This is a genomic window from Microlunatus flavus, assembly GCF_900110855.1.
In the GTDB taxonomy this organism is placed as follows: domain Bacteria; phylum Actinomycetota; class Actinomycetes; order Propionibacteriales; family Propionibacteriaceae; genus Microlunatus; species Microlunatus flavus.
This window is the reverse complement of record NZ_FOFA01000011.1, coordinates 22,085-38,743: the sequence shown is the minus strand read 5'-3', so window position 1 is coordinate 38,743 and position 16,659 is coordinate 22,085. Positions and strand designations below refer to the sequence as shown.

Here is a 16,659-nt window from a genome sequence, read left to right as displayed (position 1 = left end):
GACTGAAAGTACTACGGCCTCGCTCGAAAGCGCGTGCGATTCACGCGTGGCGAACGACGGGCTCCAGAGGGGGTGGCGGCAGGGTGGCGGCATGGACCGCCTGGAGCGCTGGGAACGGGCGACCAGCTGGCCGCTCACGGCGGCGTCGCTGCTGTTCCTCGCCGCGTACGCGACGCCGATCATCGCGCCGGGGGCGCCGCGGGCGCTGCTTGCCGCCTGCCACGGCGTCGTCGTGCTGGCCTGGGCGTTGTTCGTCCTCGACCTGCTCGTCCGCCTGGCGCTGGCGCGGCGGCGCGGCCGCTGGCTGCTGCAGCACTGGTTCGACGTCGTGGTGCTCGCGCTGCCCGTCCTCCGCCCGCTGCGGCTGCTGCGCCTGGTCACGCTGCTCAGCCTGCTGAACCGTCACGCCGTCCGCGGGTTGCGCGGCCGCATCGCCGTGTACGCCGGGGGCGCCTCGGTGCTCCTCGGCTTCTGCGGGGCGCTCGCCGTCCTCGACGCGGAGCGTGGGCACCCCGGCGCGAACATCCAGACCTTCGGCGACGCCGTGTGGTGGGCGGTCGAGACGATGACGACCGTCGGCTACGGCGACCGCTACCCGGTGACGACGCAGGGCCGCTTCGCCGCGGTGGTGCTCATGCTCGGCGGGATCGCGCTGCTCGGCACCGTGACCGCCACCCTCGCCTCCTGGCTGGTGCAGCGGGTCCGCGCCGAGGAGTCGGAGACCGACCTGCTGCGTCGCGACGTGGCCGCCCTCACCGCCAAGGTCGACGAGCTGCTGCAGCGCCGGCCCTGAGACCGCTCGCTCAGTCGAGGCAGAACTCGTTGCCCTCGGGGTCGGCCATGACGACGTGCCCGGCGTCCATCCCGCCGGGCTCGTAGCGCTGCAGGCGCCGCGCACCCAGGCCCACGAGGCGCTCGGCCTCGGCCTCGAGCGCAGCCATGCGCGCGTCGCCGGCCAGGCCGGGGGCGGCGCGGACGTCGAGGTGGAGGCGGTTCTTGACCGTCTTGGGCTCGGGCACCCGCTGGAAGAACAGCCGCGGGCCGCTCGCCCCGGCCGGCGGGACCGCGGCGTCGCGCGCGTCGCGCTGGTCGTCGGGCACGTGCCACGCGTCGAGCGCGGCCTCCCAGCTGTCGAAGCCCGGCGGCGGCGCCTGGCGCTCGTAGCCGAGCACCGCGCACCAGAAGGCGCACAGCGCCGCCGGCCCGGCGCAGTCGACGGTGACCTGGACCTCGCGTACCTCGACGGGCGTCATGGCGGGACGCTAGCGCCGGCCACTGACAGTCCGGGCACGGCTTAGGGTCGGGCCCGTGATCGTCTGGGCCTCGGGCACGGTGACCGGCCTGCGCGGGGGGTGGCGCGGCGCCGTCGAGCTGGACGTGCGCCGCGACGACACGCAGGCCGGCGTCCGCTCCCTCGCCTACACCGACCTGATGGCCGCCCCCGAACCAGGCGACCGGGTGCTGCTCAACGTCGCCGCGCTGGACCGGGGGCTGGGCACCGGCGGGTACGCGTTGGTCGTCGCCGCCCTCGCGCCGGACGGGACGGTCGGGGCGCAGCCCCCGCCGCCGGCCGGGCACCTGGTCAAGGCGCGCTACCTCCCGCTGCAGGCGATGGTGGCCGGGGCCGACGAGCAGGGTTCGCCGCACCACGACCTGCTCGCCGACGCCGACTCCCTGCACGGCCTGCCCGTGGTCGTCGCCGACCTGCACTCCGCGCTCGCGCCCACCCTGCTCGCTCTGGCGCACGACCGCCCGGGCACGCGGGTCGTCTACGTGATGAGCGACCAGGGCGCGCTGCCCATCGCCTTCTCCCGGACCGTGGCCCGGCTGCGCGACGCCGGCCTGCTCGCCGGAACGGTCACGGTCGGGCAGTCCTTCGGCGGCGACCTCGAGGCGGTCACCGTCCACTCCGGCCTCCTCGCCGCGCGGCTGGCGCTGGGCGCCGAGGTCGCGGTGGTGACGCAGGGGCCCGGCAACCTCGGCACCGGGACGCGCTGGGGCTTCTCCGGCGTCGGCGCCGGCGAGGCCGTCAACGCGGCGGCGACCCTCGACGGGCGGCCCGTGGCGAGCCTGCGGGTCTCCGGCGCCGACGCCCGGCCGCGGCACCGCGGGGTGTCCCACCACAGCCTGACCGCGTACGGGCGGGTCGCCCTGAGCCCGGCCGACGTCGCCGTCCCCGACCTCGCGGGGGCCGGCCGGCTGCACGGCATCGCCGGGCTCGCGGACGTCGCCGCGCTCGCCCCCGGCGTCGACCGGGCGGCCGAGGCCCTCGGCGTCCGGCACCGGCTCGTCCGGGTCCCGCTCGACGGCCTCGACGACGCGCTCCTGGCCTCGCCGCTGCGCATGACGACGATGGGCCGCGACCTCGACGGCGACCCGGCCTACTTCCTCGCCGCGGCCGCCGCCGGGCGGCACGCAGCCACCTTGATCACCGCTGCGCCGGACGAACGGCCCCGATAGCGTCGGTCCCGTGAGCGCACCCGTGGTGGACTTCCGACCGGCCCGCGTCGACGAGGGCGACGGCAAGACGCTGTTCTGGGCGATGGCGGCCGAGATCGCCCGGCTCTACGACGGGCTCGACCACAACGGGCCCGACATGCCCAAGGCCGGCCCGGCCGAGCTGGGTCCCCCGCACGGCGGCTTCTGGGTCGGCTACGTCGACGGCGAGCCTGCCTGCTGCGGCGGCATCAAGCGGCTGCCGGACGAGGGCGCGTGCGAGATCAAGCGGATGTTCGTGGTCCCGGCGCTGCGCGGGCGCGGCCTCGCCCACCGGCTCCTGGCCTTCCTCGAGGACCAGGCCCGCGAGCGCGGCTACCGGGTGGCGCGGCTCGACACCGGCCACCACCAGCCCGACGCGCGCCACATCTACGAGACGTCGGGCTACGTCGAGATCGCCAACTTCAACGCCAACCCGCACGCGACGTACTTCGCGGAGAAGGTGCTCCTGCCCGCCGGGCCGGCGTAGCGCCGGAGGCGGTGCCTAGCCGCCCGAGGAGGTGAAGAGCACGTCGACGACGAACACGAGGGTCTCCCCCGGGTTCACCTTCGGCGTGGCGTTGCCCTGCGGGTAGCCCTCCGACGGCGGCACGACGACCAGCACGCGGCTGCCGACCTTCTGCCCGACGAGGGCCTTCTGCAGGCCCTGGACGAGCGAGCCCAGCTGCGCGGTCGCGGGCTTGGCGCCGTACGTCTGCTCGAGGACCTGGCCGGTGCTCCAGTCGACCCACGAGTAGTTGATCGTCACCGAGTCGGCCTGGCCGACCTTCTTGCCGGAGCCCTGGATCAGCGGCTGGACGACGAGGTCCTTGGGCGGATCGGTCTTCGGCACCGTGACGACCGGCTTGCCGTCGGTGTCCTTGACGGTCGGGAGCCCCGCCTTCGGCGTGACGGCGGAACCCTGCGGGCCGGTCAGCGGCACCGCGACGATGTCGACGACGAAGACCAGGGTGTCGCCCACGTCGATGCCGGCCTGCGGGCTGCCGCCGCTGGCGTCGTAGCCGTCGGAGCCGGGCATCGCGATGACGACGCGGCTGCCCTGGTGCTGGCCCTGCAGGCCCTTGCTGAAGCCTGGCACGACCTGGTCGAGCGGGAAGGCGATCGACTGCCCGCGGCTGAACGAGTCGTCGAACTTCTTGCCCGTGCGCCCGTTGACGCCGTAGTAGTTCACCTCGACGGTGGCGCCCGGCTGGACGACGGCGCCCTTCGGGTTGGGCTGGAGCACCTCGGTCCGGGTCTGGTCGATCGCCCACGGGGACTTGACCGTGACGGTGGGCGACTTGCCGTACTTGCCCTCGACCTTGACCGCCGAGAAGTTCTTCGACGGCGTCACGCTCGCCGACGGGCTCGCGCTCGGGCTGGCCGACGGCGACGCGCTCGCGGCGTCGGACGCCGTGGCGGCCGGGGTGGGGCTGGCGCTGGCGGCCGGGTCGCCGTCGTCGCCGCAGGCACCGAGGGTCAGCAGGACCGCGCTCAGCCCGAGGCCTACTAGGGCCTTGGTCACAGGGACGGGTCGTCGAAGTCGCACCGGGAGAGGTTACAGGGGTCAGTCTGTGCGCAAGGGTTCGTCGAGACGGAGTGCGTGTTCCCCTGCGAGGCCCCAGATCCGCAGCACCTCGTCTGGTCCCGGTCCGCGAGCAGGGCGTGCACAGCGCGACCAGGCACCCGGATCGTCCGCCGGTGCCTGGACGACCGGACGCGCAGGACACGCTCTTCGTCCTGCGCGGGAGGGAGGAAGGCATCGGGTCCGAGGACGATCCGCGAGCGAGCGGAGCGAGCTCAGAAGATTCAGTAAGCCCTGCGCATGGAGGCGATCAACCGGTCCACCCGCTCGTCGGCGGCGACGAAGGGGTCCTTGCAGAGGACCGTGCGCTGCGCCTGGTCGTTGAGCTTGAGGTGCACCCAGTCGACGGTGTAGTCGCTGCGGCAGTCCTGGGCCGCGCGGATGAAGTCGCCGCGCAGCTTGGCGCGGGTGGTCTGCGGCGGCACCGACTTGGCCCGGAACACGGCCGGCTCGGTCGTCACGCGGGCGGCGGCGCCGCGGGCCTCGAGGATGGAGAACAGCCCGCGCCCGCGCCGGATGTCGTGGTACGCCAGGTCGATCTGGGCGATCCGCGGGTCGGCCAGGCTCAGCTGGTGCTTGGCGGAGTAGCGCTCGAGGAGCTTGAGCTTGATCGCCCAGTCGATCTCGGTGTCGATGAGCTCGAGCTTGTCCTCGGCCACCGCGCGCAGCGTGCGCTCCCACAGGTCGAGGACCCGGTCGACCGTCGGGGTGCGCAGGCTCTCGCGGCTGACGAACTCGGCGACCTTCTCGTAGTACTCGGTCTGCAGCTCGAGCGCGGAGATGCGCCGGCCGTTCGACAGGGAGACCTTCACCTGCCCCGTACGGTCGCGGCTCATGTCGCGGATCGCGCGGATCGGGTTGTCCAGGGCCAGGTCGCGCATCGGCACGCCGGCCTCGACCAGGCGCAGCACGAGCTCGGCGGAACCGACCTTGAGCAGCGTGGTCGTCTCGCTCATGTTCGAGTCGCCGACGATGACGTGCAGGCGGCGGTAGCGCTCCGGGTCGGCGTGCGGCTCGTCGCGGGTGTTGATGATCGGGCGGCTGCGGGTGGTGGCCGACGAGACGCTCTCCCAGATGTGCTCGGCGCGCTGGCTCACGCTGTACTCGGCGCCGCGCGCCGTCGTCAGCACCTTGCCCGCGCCGCAGATGAGCTGGCGCGACACCAGGAACGGCACCAGCACGTCGGTGATCTTGGAGAAGTCGCCGATCCGGCTGATCAGGTAGTTCTCGTGGCAGCCGTAGCTGTTGCCGTGGCTGTCGGTGTTGTTCTTGAACAGGTAGATGTCGCCGGCGATGTTCTCGCTGGCGAGGCGCTGCTCGGCGTCGACGATCAGGTCCTCGAGGATCCGCTCGCCGGCCCGGTCGTGGTTGATCAGCTGGACGAGGTCGTCGCACTCGGCGGTCGCGTACTCGGGGTGCGAGCCGACGTCGAGGTAGATCCGGGACCCGTTGCGCAGGAAGACGTTGCTGCTGCGCCCCCAGGTGACGACGCGCCGGAACAGGTAGCGGGCGACCTCGTCGGGGGTCAGGCGGCGGGTGCCGCCGGACGTGCAGGCGACCCCGTACTCGGTCTCCAGGCCGTAGATGCGGCGGTCCATCGACCAGGTTCGCCCTTCCCTCAGCCCCGCTCGACCAGGTCCAGCAGCGCGCCCAGCTCCTCGCGGGTGAGGTCGCGGACCTCGCCCACCTTGAGGGTGCCGAGCCGCACCGGTCCGATGCCGATCCGGGACAGCCGCCGGACGGGGTGCCCGACGTGCTCCATCGTACGGCGCACGATGTGGTTGCGGCCCTCGTGCAGGGTGAGGCGCACGAGCGACTTGCCGCCGACGGTCGAGACGAGCTTGACCCCGCGCGGGTGCACCGGCCCGTCGTCGAGCACGATCCCGTCCTTGAGCCGCTTGAGCGTCACCGAGTTGACGATGCCCTCCACCTCGGCGAGGTAGGTCTTGTCGATCTCGAAGCTGGGGTGCGCGAGCTTGTGCCCGAAGTCGCCGTCGTTGGTGAGGATGATCAGGCCCTCGGTCTCGGTGTCGAGACGCCCGACGTGGAACAGCCGCTCCTTGAGCAGCGCCTTGCTGGCGCCGGACTCCACCACGGCGTCGGCGAGCGTGCGGCGCCCCTCGGGGTCGTGCAGCGTCGACACCACGCCGCGCGGCTTGTTCAGCACGACGTAGCGGTGGCGGCGGGGCGGCGGGATGCGCGAGCCGTCGACGCGGATGGTGTCGCGGTGCGGGTCGACGCGGCGGCCCTGCTCGGTGACGATGCGGCCGTTCACCTCGACGCGGCCCTGGTCGATCATCTGCTCCGCCGCCCGGCGCGAGGCCAGGCCCGCCTGGGCGAGCACCTTCTGCAGCCGCTGGCCCTCGGGCTCGTCGGCGTTCCGGTCGTTCGTGTCCTCGTTGCGGCTCACGCCGTCGTCCTCTCGTCGCTGTCTGCGTCGGGCACCCCTGAGGGTGCCGGGCCCGGTGCCGGGGAGGCGAGCGCGGACAGCTCGGCCTCCAGCTCGGCCACCTCGGGCAGGTGCGGGGCGAGCGGCGGCAGGTCCTCCAGGCCGCCGAGCCCCATCTTCTCCAGGAAGGCCGCCGTCGTGGCGAACACGGCCGCGCCGGTCTCGGCGTCGTGACCGGCCTCCTCGACGAGGCCGCGGGCGACGAGCGTCCGGATCACGCCGTCGACGTTCACGCCGCGGATCGCGGCCACGCGCCCCCGCGACACGGGCTGCTGGTAGGCGATGACCGCCAGGGTCTCCAGCGCGGCCTGCGACAGCCGGCCGGTCTGGCCGCCGACGACGTGCGCGGCGATGACGTCGGCGTGCTCGACCCGCGTCCAGTAGCGCCAGCCACCCCCGACGCGGCGCAGCTCGAAGCCGCGCCCGGTCTCGTCGTAGAAGGCCGACAGGGACTCCAGCGCCTCGAGCACGACGGCCTCGGGAGCGCCCACGGCCTCGGCCAGGGTGAGCTCGCTCGTCGGTTCGTCGGCCAGGAGCAGCAGGGCCTCGAGCGCGCCGGAGACCTCGGCGGCGCTCGGGGGCGCGACCTCGGTCTCGGTCTCGGGCTCGCTCATGCGGTGCTGTCCTCGGGGGTCGGGCCGGGCCGGTGGCCCTCGGTCTGGTCGTCGGGGTCGGCGTCGAACTCGTCGGAGATCTCCAGCTCGCCCGAGTCGGCGCCCGTCCAGCGTACGGTCAGCTCGCCGAGGGCGCTGACCTGCTCGAACGCCACCGCCCCCTCGCGGAAGAGCTCGAGCAGCGCCAGGAACCGGGCGACCGTGGTCAGCCGGTCGGCGTCGCCGGTCAGCGCCCGGAACGTCGCCACCCGCTGCCGCCGCAGCCGGTCGACGAGCACGCCGGCCTGCTCGGTGACGCTGACCGCCGGGGCGTGGATGTGGGCGAGCGAGACGACCTCGGCGACCTTCGGCGCCATCGCCCGGGCGGCGAGCGCGGCCAGCTGGTCGGGCGTGATCGTGAGCTCCACCTCGGGCAGGAGGCGGGCGAAGTGCGGTTCGAGCCCGGTCGCGCGCGGCACCCGCCGCGACTCCGACGCCAGCGTGTCGCCCAGCCAGGCCGCCACCTGCTTGAAGGCCCGGTACGCCAGCAGCCGCGCGAAGAGCAGGTCGCGGGCCTCGAGCAGCGCGAGGTCCTCGGGGTCCTCGACCTCGCCGGAGGGGATGAGCCGGGCGGCCTTCAGGTCGAGCAACGTCGCGGCCACCAGCACGAACTGCGTCGTCTGGTCCAGGTCCCACGAGCTGCCCGCGGCCTTCACGTGCGCGATGAAGTCGTCGGTCACCTGCGACAGCGCGATCTCGGTGATGTCGAGCTGACGGCGCCCGATGAGCTGCAGGAGCAGGTCGAACGGGCCCTCGAAGTTCGTGAGGTGGACGTCGAACGACCCGCGCGCCGCGGGTCCCTCGGACGTCACCAGCGGTGGTCCCCGTGAGGTCGCCTCGCCGGCGCGCCTACGAGGACGGTCACCCGCACCGGGCGAGCACCTCGCGCGCGAGCATCCGGTACGAGGCCGCGCCGGGCGAGGAGCTGGCGTAGCTGGTGATGGGCTCCCCCGCCACCGTGGTCTCCGGGAACTTCACCGTGCGCCGGATGACGGTGTGGAACACCTGGTCGCCGAAGGCCTGCACCACCCGGTCGAGCACCTCGCGGCTGTGCAGGGTGCGCGGGTCGTACATCGTGCCGAGGATGCCGAGCACCTTGAGGTCGGGGTTGAGCCGGTCCTGGACCTTGTCGATGGTGTCGGTCAGCAGCGCGATGCCGCGCAGGGCGAAGAACTCGCACTCCAGCGGCATCAGCACCCACTCCGCGGCGGTCAGGGCGTTGATGGTGAGCAGCCCGAGCGAGGGGGCGCAGTCGATGAGGATGACGTCGTAGTCGCCCCGGACCTTCTTCAGCACCCGCGCCAGCGTCTGCTCCCGGCCGACCTCGCTGACCAGCTGCAGCTCGGCGGCGGCGAGGTCGATGTTGCTCGGCAGCAGGTCGACGCCCTCGGTGCCGGTGGCGTCGATGACGTCGCGCACGTCGAGGTCGCGGGTCAGCAGCAGGTTGTAGATGCTGTTCTCGAGCGTGTGCGGGTTGACCCCCAGCCCGACGGACAACGAGCCCTGCGGGTCGAAGTCGACGAGCAGCACGCGGCGGCCGAGCTCGGCGAGCGCGGCGCCGAGGGTGATCGTGGTCGTGGTCTTGCCGACCCCGCCCTTCTGGTTGCACACCGCGATCACGGTGGCCGGTGGGCGCGGGTCGGGCAGGGCCGGCGGGTCGCCGAGCTCCGGCCACGGACGTCCCGTGGGGCCCAGCTCGGCCTTCGGCAGCCCGGCCGTCGACAGGTCGGGCGCCGCCGGGCGCGGGGCGGCGAAGAGCGCGTCGCCGTCCTCGTCGGGCGCGCCCGCGAGGGCCGCGTCGACGGGCGGCGGGTCGGCGGGCAGGGCCTGCAGCCCGTCCTGCGGGTCCACCATGTCGGGCAAGCTCCTCGGGGGTTCAGGTCGTCGGACCTGGCGAACCCTAGTACCTGCGGGACCCGCCCCTGCTCGCCGCCGTGGTCACCGCCTCGCTACCGTGGGTGGTTCACTTCAGCAGCATCCCGAGGACGGGGCCCGCATGGACGAGGAGTCGCGCACCGGCGGCCGCGGCGAGCCGTCCACCCACGACGAGGGGACGGCGGGCGTGAACCAGCTGGCCGCCCGGTTCAGCGAGATCGCCCGCCTGCTCCAGGCCGAGGACGACACCGACACGATGCTCGACGAGCTGGTCGCCTCGGCCGTCCGGATGATCCCGGGCGCCCAGGACGGCTCCATCAGCGTCGTGACCGGGCGGACCGAGGTCACCTCCGAGCACCCGACGAGCGACTTCCCGGCGCGGATGGACGAGATCCAGACCGAGGAGCGGCAGGGCCCCTGCCTGGACGCCGCGTACGAGCACGAGACGGTGCGGGTGCCCGACATGACCCGCGAGGAGCGCTGGCCGCGCTTCGCCCGGCGGGCCGCCGAGGCCGGCACGGGCAGCATGCTGTCCTTCCAGCTCTACGTCGAGCACGACGACCTCGGCGCGCTCAACCTCTACAGCCGCGAGCCGAACGCCTTCGACGACGAGTCGGAGCAGGTCGGGCTGCTGTTCGCGAGCCACGCCGCCGTCGCCTTCGCCGACGCCCGCAAGCTCGACCAGCTGAGCCGGGCCGCCGGCTCGCGCGACCTCATCGGGCAGGCCAAGGGCATCCTCATGGAGCGCTACGGGCTCGACGAGCAGCAGGCGTTCCGGGTGCTCACCCGGGTGAGCCAGAACAGCCACCGCAAGCTGCACGACGTCGCGCAGGAGCTGGCGACCACGCGGAGGCTGCCGGGGCTCCCGGCCGCGCAGGACCCCGGCCGCTGACGCCGGTCCCCCGGCTGCCCCTCGGCGGGCGCGGGACGCCCGGGCGACCCGCCGGACGGCAGCTAAGTCCTCCGACCCCGGTTGGCAAGGGCCGCACGACCCTTCCGCCGGCGGGCGCGCGACGAGATGATCTCGGCGGGCGGAGCGACGTCCGGTCCGCGGGGGCGGCCGGACGGCCGGGGACGCGCCGCCCATCTCGGGGAGGGGCGACCCGTGAGCCAGCTGATCTCGACGAAGAAGAGCTACATCGATCCGCAGGAGCTGCCGGCGGTCGACCGGGCCACGCTCGCCCGCGTGCTGCGCTACCTGCGGCCGCACGCCGGGCGCGGGGCGCTCGTGCTCGGGCTGCTGGTCGCCGTCGCCGGCACGAAGCTGCTGCCGCCGCTGCTGGTCAAGAGGGTCGTCGACGAGGCGATCCCCGGCCGTCGGGTCGCGCTCCTGCTGGTGCTCTGCGCCGGCATGGTGCTCGGACCGCTGGTCGCCGGGTTGCTCCAGGTGCTTCAGAAGGTGCTGACGGCTCGGACCGCGGAACAGGTCATGCTCGACCTGCGTGTCCAGCTCTTCGCCCACCTGCAGGCCCAGCCGCTGGCCTACTTCACCCGGGCGCGTCCCGGTGAGGCGCTCTCGCGGGTGCTGAACGACGTGCAGGGGGCGGGCGCGGCGGTCGGGACCACCCTCGTCTCGGTGGCGGGCAACCTGCTCACGTCCGGGCTCGCGCTGACCCTCGTCCTCTGGCTCGACTGGCGGCTGGCGCTGCTCGCCCTCACCCTGCTTCCGGCCTACGTCCTCCCCACCCGCCGGGTCGGCCGCCGCCGCAAGGCGCTGCGTCGCCGGTCGCAGGAGCTTCTGGCACAGCTCACCGGCGTCCTCGCCGAGACGCTCTCGATCTCCGGGGCGCAGCTGATCAAGGTCTTCGGGACCGAGGGCACCGAGACCGACCGGGTGCGGGACCGGGGTCGGGAGCTGATGGAGGTCAACGTCCGGCAGGCGCTCGTCGGCCGGTGGTTCACGATGGCCCTCGCCGTCGTCGAGAGCGTGGGACCCGCCCTGGTGCTCGCCGGCGGTGGCCTGCTGGTCATGCGCGGCGAGATCGGCCTGGGCACCGTCATCGCCTTCGTGGCCCTGATCGCCAAGCTGTACGGGCCGGCGTCGGCACTGGCCGAGGTGCACGTCGACGTGGTGACCTCGTACGCCTACTTCGAGCGCGTCTTCGCGGTGCTGGACCTCGAGCCGGAGGTCCGTGACACCCCCGGCGCCCGGGTCCTGGCCCGCGCCGACGGCGCGGTCACCTTCCGATCCGCCTCGTTCGCCTACCCCGGCGCGCGGGCGACCCTGCGCGACGTCTGCCTGCACGTGGAGCCGGGACAGACGCTCGCGCTGGTGGGCCCGTCCGGCGCTGGGAAGTCCACGCTGGCCGCGCTGGTCCCCCGGCTGCACGACGTGACCGCCGGCCAGGTCCTCGTCGACGGCCACGACGTCCGGACCCTGACGCTGGCGTCGCTGCGCAGCCAGATCGCCGTGGTCCAGCAGGAGACCTACCTCTTCCACGGCACGATCGAGGACAACATCCGCTACGGGCGACCGACGGCGGGGTCGGCCCAGGTCCAGGAGGCGGCGCGGGCTGCGCAGGTCCACGACGTCGTCATGGCCCTGCCCGACGGCTACCGCACGGTGGTCGGCGAGCGCGGCCACCGGCTGTCGGGCGGCGAGCGCCAGCGGGTCGCGATCGCCCGCGCCCTGCTGCGCGACCCGCGCATCCTCATCCTGGACGAGGCGACGTCGAGCCTCGACAGCCGCTCCGAGGCACTGGTCCAGAAGGCGTTCGCCCGGCTGCAGGCCGGGCGGACCTCGATCGTGATCGCCCACCGGCTCTCGACCGTGCGCGACGCCGACCAGATCGCGGTCCTCGAGGGCGGCCGGGTCGTCGAGCTCGGCACGCACGAGTCGCTGCTGGGCGCCGACGGCGCCTACGCCCGGCTGCACCGCGCTGCCGCAGCCCCGGGCGTCGAGCCGGGGCCGCCCGGGCGGGTGCCCGGCCTCGACCACCGAGCGGACGAGCGGCACCCGTCCTCCCTCCTGGTCTGAGGGCCGGGCCTCAGCGGGCGCGCGGGTGGGCGACGGCGTACACCTCGCGCAGGCGGTCGACGGTCACCAGGGTGTAGATCTGCGTCGTCGTCACCGACGCGTGCCCGAGGAGCTCCTGCACCACCCGGACGTCGGCCCCGCCGTCGAGCAGGTGCGTCGCGAAGGAGTGCCGCAGCGTGTGCGGGCTCACCTCGCCCGGGACGCCCGCCTGCTCGGCGACCCGGCGCAGGACGGCGTACGCGCTCTGGCGCGACAGGCGGGCGCCGCGGGCGTTCAGCAGCAGGGCCGGCGTCCCGCGGCCGCGGCCGGCGAGGGCGGGACGGCCGCGGACGAGGTACGCCTCGACGGCGGCCCGCGCGAACGAGCCGAGCGGCACCACCCGCTCCTTGCCGCCCTTGCCCACCACGCGCAGCCCGGCGAGCTCGTCGGGCGCGACGCTCATCGCGCGGGTCAGGTCGTCGACGTCGAGGTCGACCACCTCGCTGATCCGCCCGCCCGTGCCGTAGAGGAGCTCCAGCAGGGCGGCGTCGCGCAGGCCGTCCACCGTCTCCGTCGACGGCAGCTCGAGCATCGCCCGCACCTGGTCGAGCGACAGCGCCTTCGGCAGCCGCTGGGCGGGGCGGGGCGGGTGCACCTCGGCCGCCGGGTCGGTCGCGGACAGGCCGTCGGCGACGGCGAAGCGGTGCAGGCTGCGCACGGCGACGACCGCGCGGGCCACGCTGGCCGCGGCGAGCGGGGGCCGGCCGGGCGCCCCGTCGACGCCGGGCACGCCCTCGGCCAGGGACGCCGCGTACGCCCCCACGACCTCCGGGGTGATCGTGGCGGCGTCGGTGACGCCGGCGTCGGCCAGCCAGGCGGTGTAGCGCGCGAGGTCGCGCCGGTAGGCGCCGAGCGTGTGCTCGGAGACGCCGCGCTCCACCACGAGGTGGTCGAGGTAGGCGGCGACGAGCCGCTCGGGCTGCGCCGACGTGCTCGCCGACCGAACGCTCAGGCGAGCACCTCGGACACCTCGCGGTGCTCCAGGCCGTGCGCCTGCGCGACGGGGCCGTTCGTCAGCTCCCCGTCGTGGGTGTTGAGGCCGAGGGCGAGCGCCGGGTCGCGCCGCAGCGCCTCGCGCCAGCCGCGGTCGGCCAGGCTGGCCGCGTAGCGCAGCGTCACGTTCGTCAGCGCGTACGTCGACGTGTGCGGCACCGCGCCGGGCATGTTCGCGACGCAGTAGAAGATCGAGTCGTGCACCCGGAACGTCGGGTCCGCGTGCGTGGTCGGGCGGCTGTCCTCGAAGCACCCGCCCTGGTCGATGGCGATGTCGACGAGCACGCTGCCCGGGCGCATCCGCGCGACGAGGTCGTTGGTGACGACGGTGGGCGCCTTGGCCCCGGGCACGAGGACCGCACCGACGACGAGGTCGGCGTCGAGCACGGCGCGCTCGACCTCGAGGCTGTTCGACGCGACGGTCTTGATGTGGCCGCGGTAGATCCGGTCGGCCTCGCGCAGCTTGTCGATGTTGAGGTCGAGCAGCGTCACGTCGGCCTGCATGCCGAGCGCGATGGTCGCGGCCTCCATGCCCGAGACGCCGGCGCCGATGACGACGACCTTCGCCGGGTGGGTGCCGGGCACGCCGCCCATCAGCGTCCCGCGACCGCCCTGCGCCGCCATCAGGTGGTAGGCGCCGACCTGCGGGGCGAGCCGGCCGGCGACCTCGCTCATCGGCGCGAGCAGCGGCAGCGACCGGTTGGGCAGCTGGACGGTCTCGTAGGCGATGCCCGTGACCTTGCGGTCCAGCAGGGCCTTGGTGCAGGCCCGGTTGGCGGCGAGGTGCAGGTAGGTGAAGAGGACCTGGCCCGGCTGCATCCGGTCGTACTCGACCTCGATCGGTTCCTTGACCTTGAGGACCATGTCCGCCTCGGTCCAGACCGGTTCCCAGCCCTCGACGACCTTCGCCCCCGCCGCGCTGTAGGCGTCGTCGGGGATCGAGGAACCGACCCCGGCCCCGGACTGCACGAGGACCTCGTGGCCGCGGCTGGTCAGCTCGTGCACGCCCGAGGGCGTGATGGCGACCCGGAACTCGTTGTTCTTGACCTCGCTGGGCACTCCGACCTTCACGCGTCGCAGCATAGACGTGCGCCTCGGCGACGGTGGCGCGCCACGAGGGACTCGAGGTGGGACCGCCCGGCCCGTCAGGGTGCGGCCGCGGGCGACGTCTGAGGGCGACGGCCGGCAGGGCACCTCACCACTCGGGGGCCATGCGATGCGCTCGCCCGCCGGGCCGTCAGCACCCCACCCCTACCCCGGCAGGCCCTGCTCTCCACCGATCCGGCGGAGCTTTCTGCGCAGGTGCGCGCGCACGGCCTCGTCCCCGCTCAACGTGACGGCCCGCTCGTACGCGGCGACCGCCTCGGACGGGCGCCCGGCGCCGGCGAGCAGGTGGGCCCGCGTGGCCCACCAGGGCTGGAACCGCTCCAGTCCCGGTTCCTCGAGCAGCGCGTCGAGGAGGTCCAGCCCGGCCCGGGGGCCGTGCAGCCGGGCGGTGACGCTCGCGGCCGCCACCCGCGCGCCCAGGGTCGGGGCCACCGCGAGCAGCGCACGGTAGAGGACCTCCAGCGCGCCCCAGTCCGTGCGGCCCGTCCGGGACCGGTCGCAGTGGACCGCAGCGATCGCCGCCTCCAGCTGGAAGCGCCCCGGGACGCCCGTGCCCGCCCGTTGCAGGTAGGCGTGGCCCCGCGCGACCAGCCGGGCGTCCCAGGTCGCCGGGTCCTGCTCGTCGAGCGGTCGGTACGCGGTGTCCCCCGACCCGGACGCGCCGCGCGCCGCGGTGAAGGTGACGAGGGCGGCCAGCCCCCATGCCTCCGGCTGGTCGCCGAGCAGCTCGGCCAGCGTCACCGCCAGGTGGCGGGCCTCCCCCGCCATCGCACCGCGCTCGAGCACCGCGCAGCCGTAGACCGCCTCGAGCACCGGGAGCAGCCGGTCGCGGAGCGTCTCGGGCGGCGGCACGACGAAGGGGATGCGCGCCGCCGCGATCTTGCGCTTGGCCCGCACCAGCCGCTGCGCCATGGTCGCGGGGGCCACGGCGAACGCCGAGGCCACGTGGGCCGCGTCGAAGCCGAGCACGGCCTGGAGCATCAGCGGCGTCCGCACGGCCTCCTCGATCGCCGGGTGCGCGCAGACGAAGAGCAGCTCCAGGCGTCGGTCGGGCAGCGCGTCGAGCGCCAGCGCCCTGAGCGGGTCGTCCACCCCGGCCTCCCCGGCCTCCCCGGCCACGTCGTCGAGCCACGCGCGACGCCGCACCGCCGCGGAGCGCCAGACGTCGCGCTGCCGGTTGCGGGCCACCGTGAGCAGCCAGCCCTCGGGGTTGTGCGGCACCCCGCCGGCCGGCCAGGTGGTGAGCGCCGCCACGAAGGCCTCGGACAGCGCGTCCTCGGCCAGGGCGAGGTCGCCCGTCGACGCCGCGAGGAGCGCGACGAGGCGGCCGTACGACTCCCGCGCCGCCCGCTCGGCGGCGGCCTCAGGAGCGCTCACGCGTTCGGGCGCCACTGCCCGTCGCCGAACCAGACCGCGCCGGGCCGGACCTCGACCGCGCCCCACTCGACCGACGGGGCCCGGCCGGCCCACTCCAGGGCGGCGTCGAGGTCGGCCACGTCGAGGACGAACGAGCCGCCGAGCTGTTCCTTGGTGTCGGCGAAGGGGCCGTCCTGGACCTGCAGCACGCCGTCGCGGCGCCGCACGGTCGTCGTGCTGGACGAGGGCTGCAGCACCTCCGCCGACAGCAGCACGCCGGCGGCCTCGAGGGTCGTGGCGTAGCTGGCGAACGCCTGCTGGGCCTCGGCGACCACCTCCGCCCCCAGCGACTCGGGGGTCTGCTCGGGGTAGTGCAGCAGCAGCGTGTAGCGCATCGTCGGCTCCTCGGCCTCGGGGGCTCCCTGCGAGCCCCGCCGCCCTGATGACGATCGTGCCGTCCCCCGATCGACACCGCGCCCCCGACCGGGCCCGGGCCTCAGCCGGGCAGCAGGCCGGCGTCGGCGAGCGCGTCGCGGGCCGACCAGGGCGCGTCGCCGGGCCGGAGCGAGGCGAAGCCGTCGCGCAGCCGCGCTGTCCCCGCGGCCAGGACGCCGCTCACCAGCGTCGGGTTGTGCAGCCGTCCGCCGAGCACGGCGTCGAGCAGGTCGTCGAGCGAGGCCCACACGGTGTCCATCTCGGCCTCCTCGCCCTCGGCGGTGAAGCCGTCGGGCCGGTCGGCCGGCGCGAGGTCGCGGGCGAGGTAGACACGGATCCCCTCGCTGATGATCCCCGGGGTGCTGAACAGGTCGACGAGCACGTCCCAGCGGCCCGCGGAGAGGCCGACCTCCTCGGCGAGCTCGCGCTGCGCGGCGGCCAGCGGGTCCTCGCCGGCGTGGTCGAGCAGGCCCGCGGGCGGCTCGGTGAGGCGGTGGCGGACGGGGTGGCGGTACTGGCGCACGAGCACGACGCGCTCGTCGGCGTCCAGGGCGATGATGCCGACCGCGCCGGGGTGGCGCAGGTACTCACGGCTCATCGTGCCGCCGTCGGGGGTCCGGACGTCGTCCTCGGCGAACGTGGCGACGTGGCCCTCGGCGAGGACCCTGTTCGACAGCACGGGCCAGGCCAGCGGCACGTCCGCCAGCTCGGCGGC

Annotated in this window: 17 protein-coding genes; 5 read left to right on the top strand and 12 right to left on the bottom strand. The window is 74.5% G+C overall.

Annotation, left to right across the window (positions count from 1 at the left end; genetic code table 11):
* Positions 1–91 precede the first annotated feature (91 nt).
* Complete coding sequence (locus BMY04_RS20100; protein ID WP_091185914.1) at positions 92–793, top strand: potassium channel family protein; 702 nt, start codon at positions 92–94, stop codon at positions 791–793.
* A 10-nt stretch (positions 794–803) separates the two neighbouring features.
* On the opposite strand, the gene BMY04_RS20095 is transcribed toward BMY04_RS20100, so the two are convergent.
* Positions 804–1,253, bottom strand: a complete 450-nt coding sequence (locus tag BMY04_RS20095) for a VOC family protein (RefSeq protein ID WP_091185910.1) — start codon at positions 1,251–1,253, stop codon at positions 804–806.
* 55 nt (positions 1,254–1,308) lie between these two features.
* Between BMY04_RS20095 and BMY04_RS20090 the strand changes: the two genes are divergently transcribed.
* Positions 1,309–2,460 carry a DUF3866 family protein gene (locus BMY04_RS20090; protein WP_091185906.1) on the top strand — a complete coding sequence of 384 codons (1,152 nt, stop codon included), beginning with the start codon at positions 1,309–1,311 and terminating at the stop codon, positions 2,458–2,460.
* A gap of 10 nt (positions 2,461–2,470) precedes the next feature.
* Positions 2,471–2,965, top strand: coding sequence for a GNAT family N-acetyltransferase (locus BMY04_RS20085; RefSeq protein ID WP_139210026.1), 495 nt, complete (start codon positions 2,471–2,473; stop codon positions 2,963–2,965).
* Positions 2,966–2,980: 15 nt separating this feature from the next.
* Here the strand turns inward: BMY04_RS20085 and BMY04_RS20080 are convergent, their stop codons facing one another.
* The 6 genes from BMY04_RS20080 to BMY04_RS20055 form a co-directional block, all read right to left on the bottom strand.
* Positions 2,981–4,024, bottom strand: a complete 1,044-nt coding sequence (locus tag BMY04_RS20080) for an FKBP-type peptidyl-prolyl cis-trans isomerase (protein WP_091185898.1) — start codon at positions 4,022–4,024, stop codon at positions 2,981–2,983.
* A 260-nt stretch (positions 4,025–4,284) separates the two neighbouring features.
* Positions 4,285–5,658 (bottom strand): Pup--protein ligase, encoded by a 1,374-nt coding sequence (gene pafA, locus BMY04_RS20075; RefSeq protein WP_091185894.1) that lies wholly within the window; start codon positions 5,656–5,658, stop codon positions 4,285–4,287.
* 20 nt (positions 5,659–5,678) lie between these two features.
* Positions 5,679–6,470: a pseudouridine synthase gene (locus tag BMY04_RS20070; RefSeq protein WP_232506539.1), complete on the bottom strand. Its 792-nt coding sequence runs from the start codon at positions 6,468–6,470 to the stop codon at positions 5,679–5,681.
* Entirely contained in the window at positions 6,467–7,123 is a 657-nt protein-coding gene (gene scpB, locus BMY04_RS20065) for an SMC-Scp complex subunit ScpB (RefSeq protein WP_091185891.1), read from the bottom strand. Before scpB ends, BMY04_RS20070 begins: the two co-directional genes overlap by 4 nt.
* Positions 7,120–7,974 (bottom strand): segregation and condensation protein A, encoded by an 855-nt coding sequence (locus BMY04_RS20060; protein ID WP_232506538.1) that lies wholly within the window; start codon positions 7,972–7,974, stop codon positions 7,120–7,122. Before BMY04_RS20060 ends, scpB begins: the two co-directional genes overlap by 4 nt.
* 49 nt (positions 7,975–8,023) lie before the next feature.
* Positions 8,024–9,016: a ParA family protein gene (locus tag BMY04_RS20055; protein WP_091185884.1), complete on the bottom strand. Its 993-nt coding sequence runs from the start codon at positions 9,014–9,016 to the stop codon at positions 8,024–8,026.
* 142 nt (positions 9,017–9,158) lie between these two features.
* On the opposite strand from BMY04_RS20055, the gene BMY04_RS20050 reads away from it, so the two are divergent.
* Positions 9,159–9,929 (top strand): GAF and ANTAR domain-containing protein, encoded by a 771-nt coding sequence (locus BMY04_RS20050; protein WP_091185882.1) that lies wholly within the window; start codon positions 9,159–9,161, stop codon positions 9,927–9,929.
* A gap of 213 nt (positions 9,930–10,142) precedes the next feature.
* On the top strand, positions 10,143–12,014 hold the full coding sequence (locus tag BMY04_RS20045; protein ID WP_170854244.1) for an ABC transporter ATP-binding protein: 1,872 nt from the start codon (positions 10,143–10,145) through the stop codon (positions 12,012–12,014).
* A gap of 10 nt (positions 12,015–12,024) precedes the next feature.
* Here BMY04_RS20045 and BMY04_RS20040 read toward each other — a convergent pair whose 3' ends face one another.
* The 5 genes from BMY04_RS20040 to BMY04_RS20020 all read right to left on the bottom strand — a co-directional run bounded on the left by BMY04_RS20040 (position 12,025) and on the right by BMY04_RS20020 (position 16,650).
* On the bottom strand, positions 12,025–13,005 hold the full coding sequence (locus BMY04_RS20040) for a site-specific tyrosine recombinase XerD (RefSeq protein ID WP_091186147.1): 981 nt from the start codon (positions 13,003–13,005) through the stop codon (positions 12,025–12,027).
* Positions 13,002–14,117: an alanine dehydrogenase gene (gene ald, locus BMY04_RS20035; protein ID WP_091186144.1), complete on the bottom strand. Its 1,116-nt coding sequence runs from the start codon at positions 14,115–14,117 to the stop codon at positions 13,002–13,004. Before ald ends, BMY04_RS20040 begins: the two co-directional genes overlap by 4 nt.
* A gap of 180 nt (positions 14,118–14,297) precedes the next feature.
* Positions 14,298–15,530 (bottom strand): RNA polymerase sigma factor, encoded by a 1,233-nt coding sequence (locus BMY04_RS20030; RefSeq protein ID WP_091186141.1) that lies wholly within the window; start codon positions 15,528–15,530, stop codon positions 14,298–14,300.
* Positions 15,527–15,904: a YciI family protein gene (locus BMY04_RS20025; RefSeq protein WP_091185875.1), complete on the bottom strand. Its 378-nt coding sequence runs from the start codon at positions 15,902–15,904 to the stop codon at positions 15,527–15,529. Before BMY04_RS20025 ends, BMY04_RS20030 begins: the two co-directional genes overlap by 4 nt.
* A 101-nt stretch (positions 15,905–16,005) precedes the next feature.
* Positions 16,006–16,650 carry an NUDIX domain-containing protein gene (locus BMY04_RS20020; protein WP_408630470.1) on the bottom strand — a complete coding sequence of 215 codons (645 nt, stop codon included), beginning with the start codon at positions 16,648–16,650 and terminating at the stop codon, positions 16,006–16,008.
* Positions 16,651–16,659 lie beyond the last annotated feature (9 nt).

Coding starts and splice junctions, on each gene's coding strand:
- BMY04_RS20100 (WP_091185914.1), top strand. CDS start 92: ATGGACCGCCTGGAGCGCTGGGAACGGGCGACCAGCTGGCCGCTCACG.
- BMY04_RS20095 (WP_091185910.1), bottom strand. CDS start 1,253: ATGACGCCCGTCGAGGTACGCGAGGTCCAGGTCACCGTCGACTGCGCC.
- pafA (WP_091185894.1), bottom strand. CDS start 5,658: ATGGACCGCCGCATCTACGGCCTGGAGACCGAGTACGGGGTCGCCTGC.
- scpB (WP_091185891.1), bottom strand. CDS start 7,123: ATGAGCGAGCCCGAGACCGAGACCGAGGTCGCGCCCCCGAGCGCCGCC.
- BMY04_RS20055 (WP_091185884.1), bottom strand. CDS start 9,016: ATGGTGGACCCGCAGGACGGGCTGCAGGCCCTGCCCGCCGACCCGCCG.
- BMY04_RS20050 (WP_091185882.1), top strand. CDS start 9,159: ATGGACGAGGAGTCGCGCACCGGCGGCCGCGGCGAGCCGTCCACCCAC.
- BMY04_RS20025 (WP_091185875.1), bottom strand. CDS start 15,904: ATGCGCTACACGCTGCTGCTGCACTACCCCGAGCAGACCCCCGAGTCG.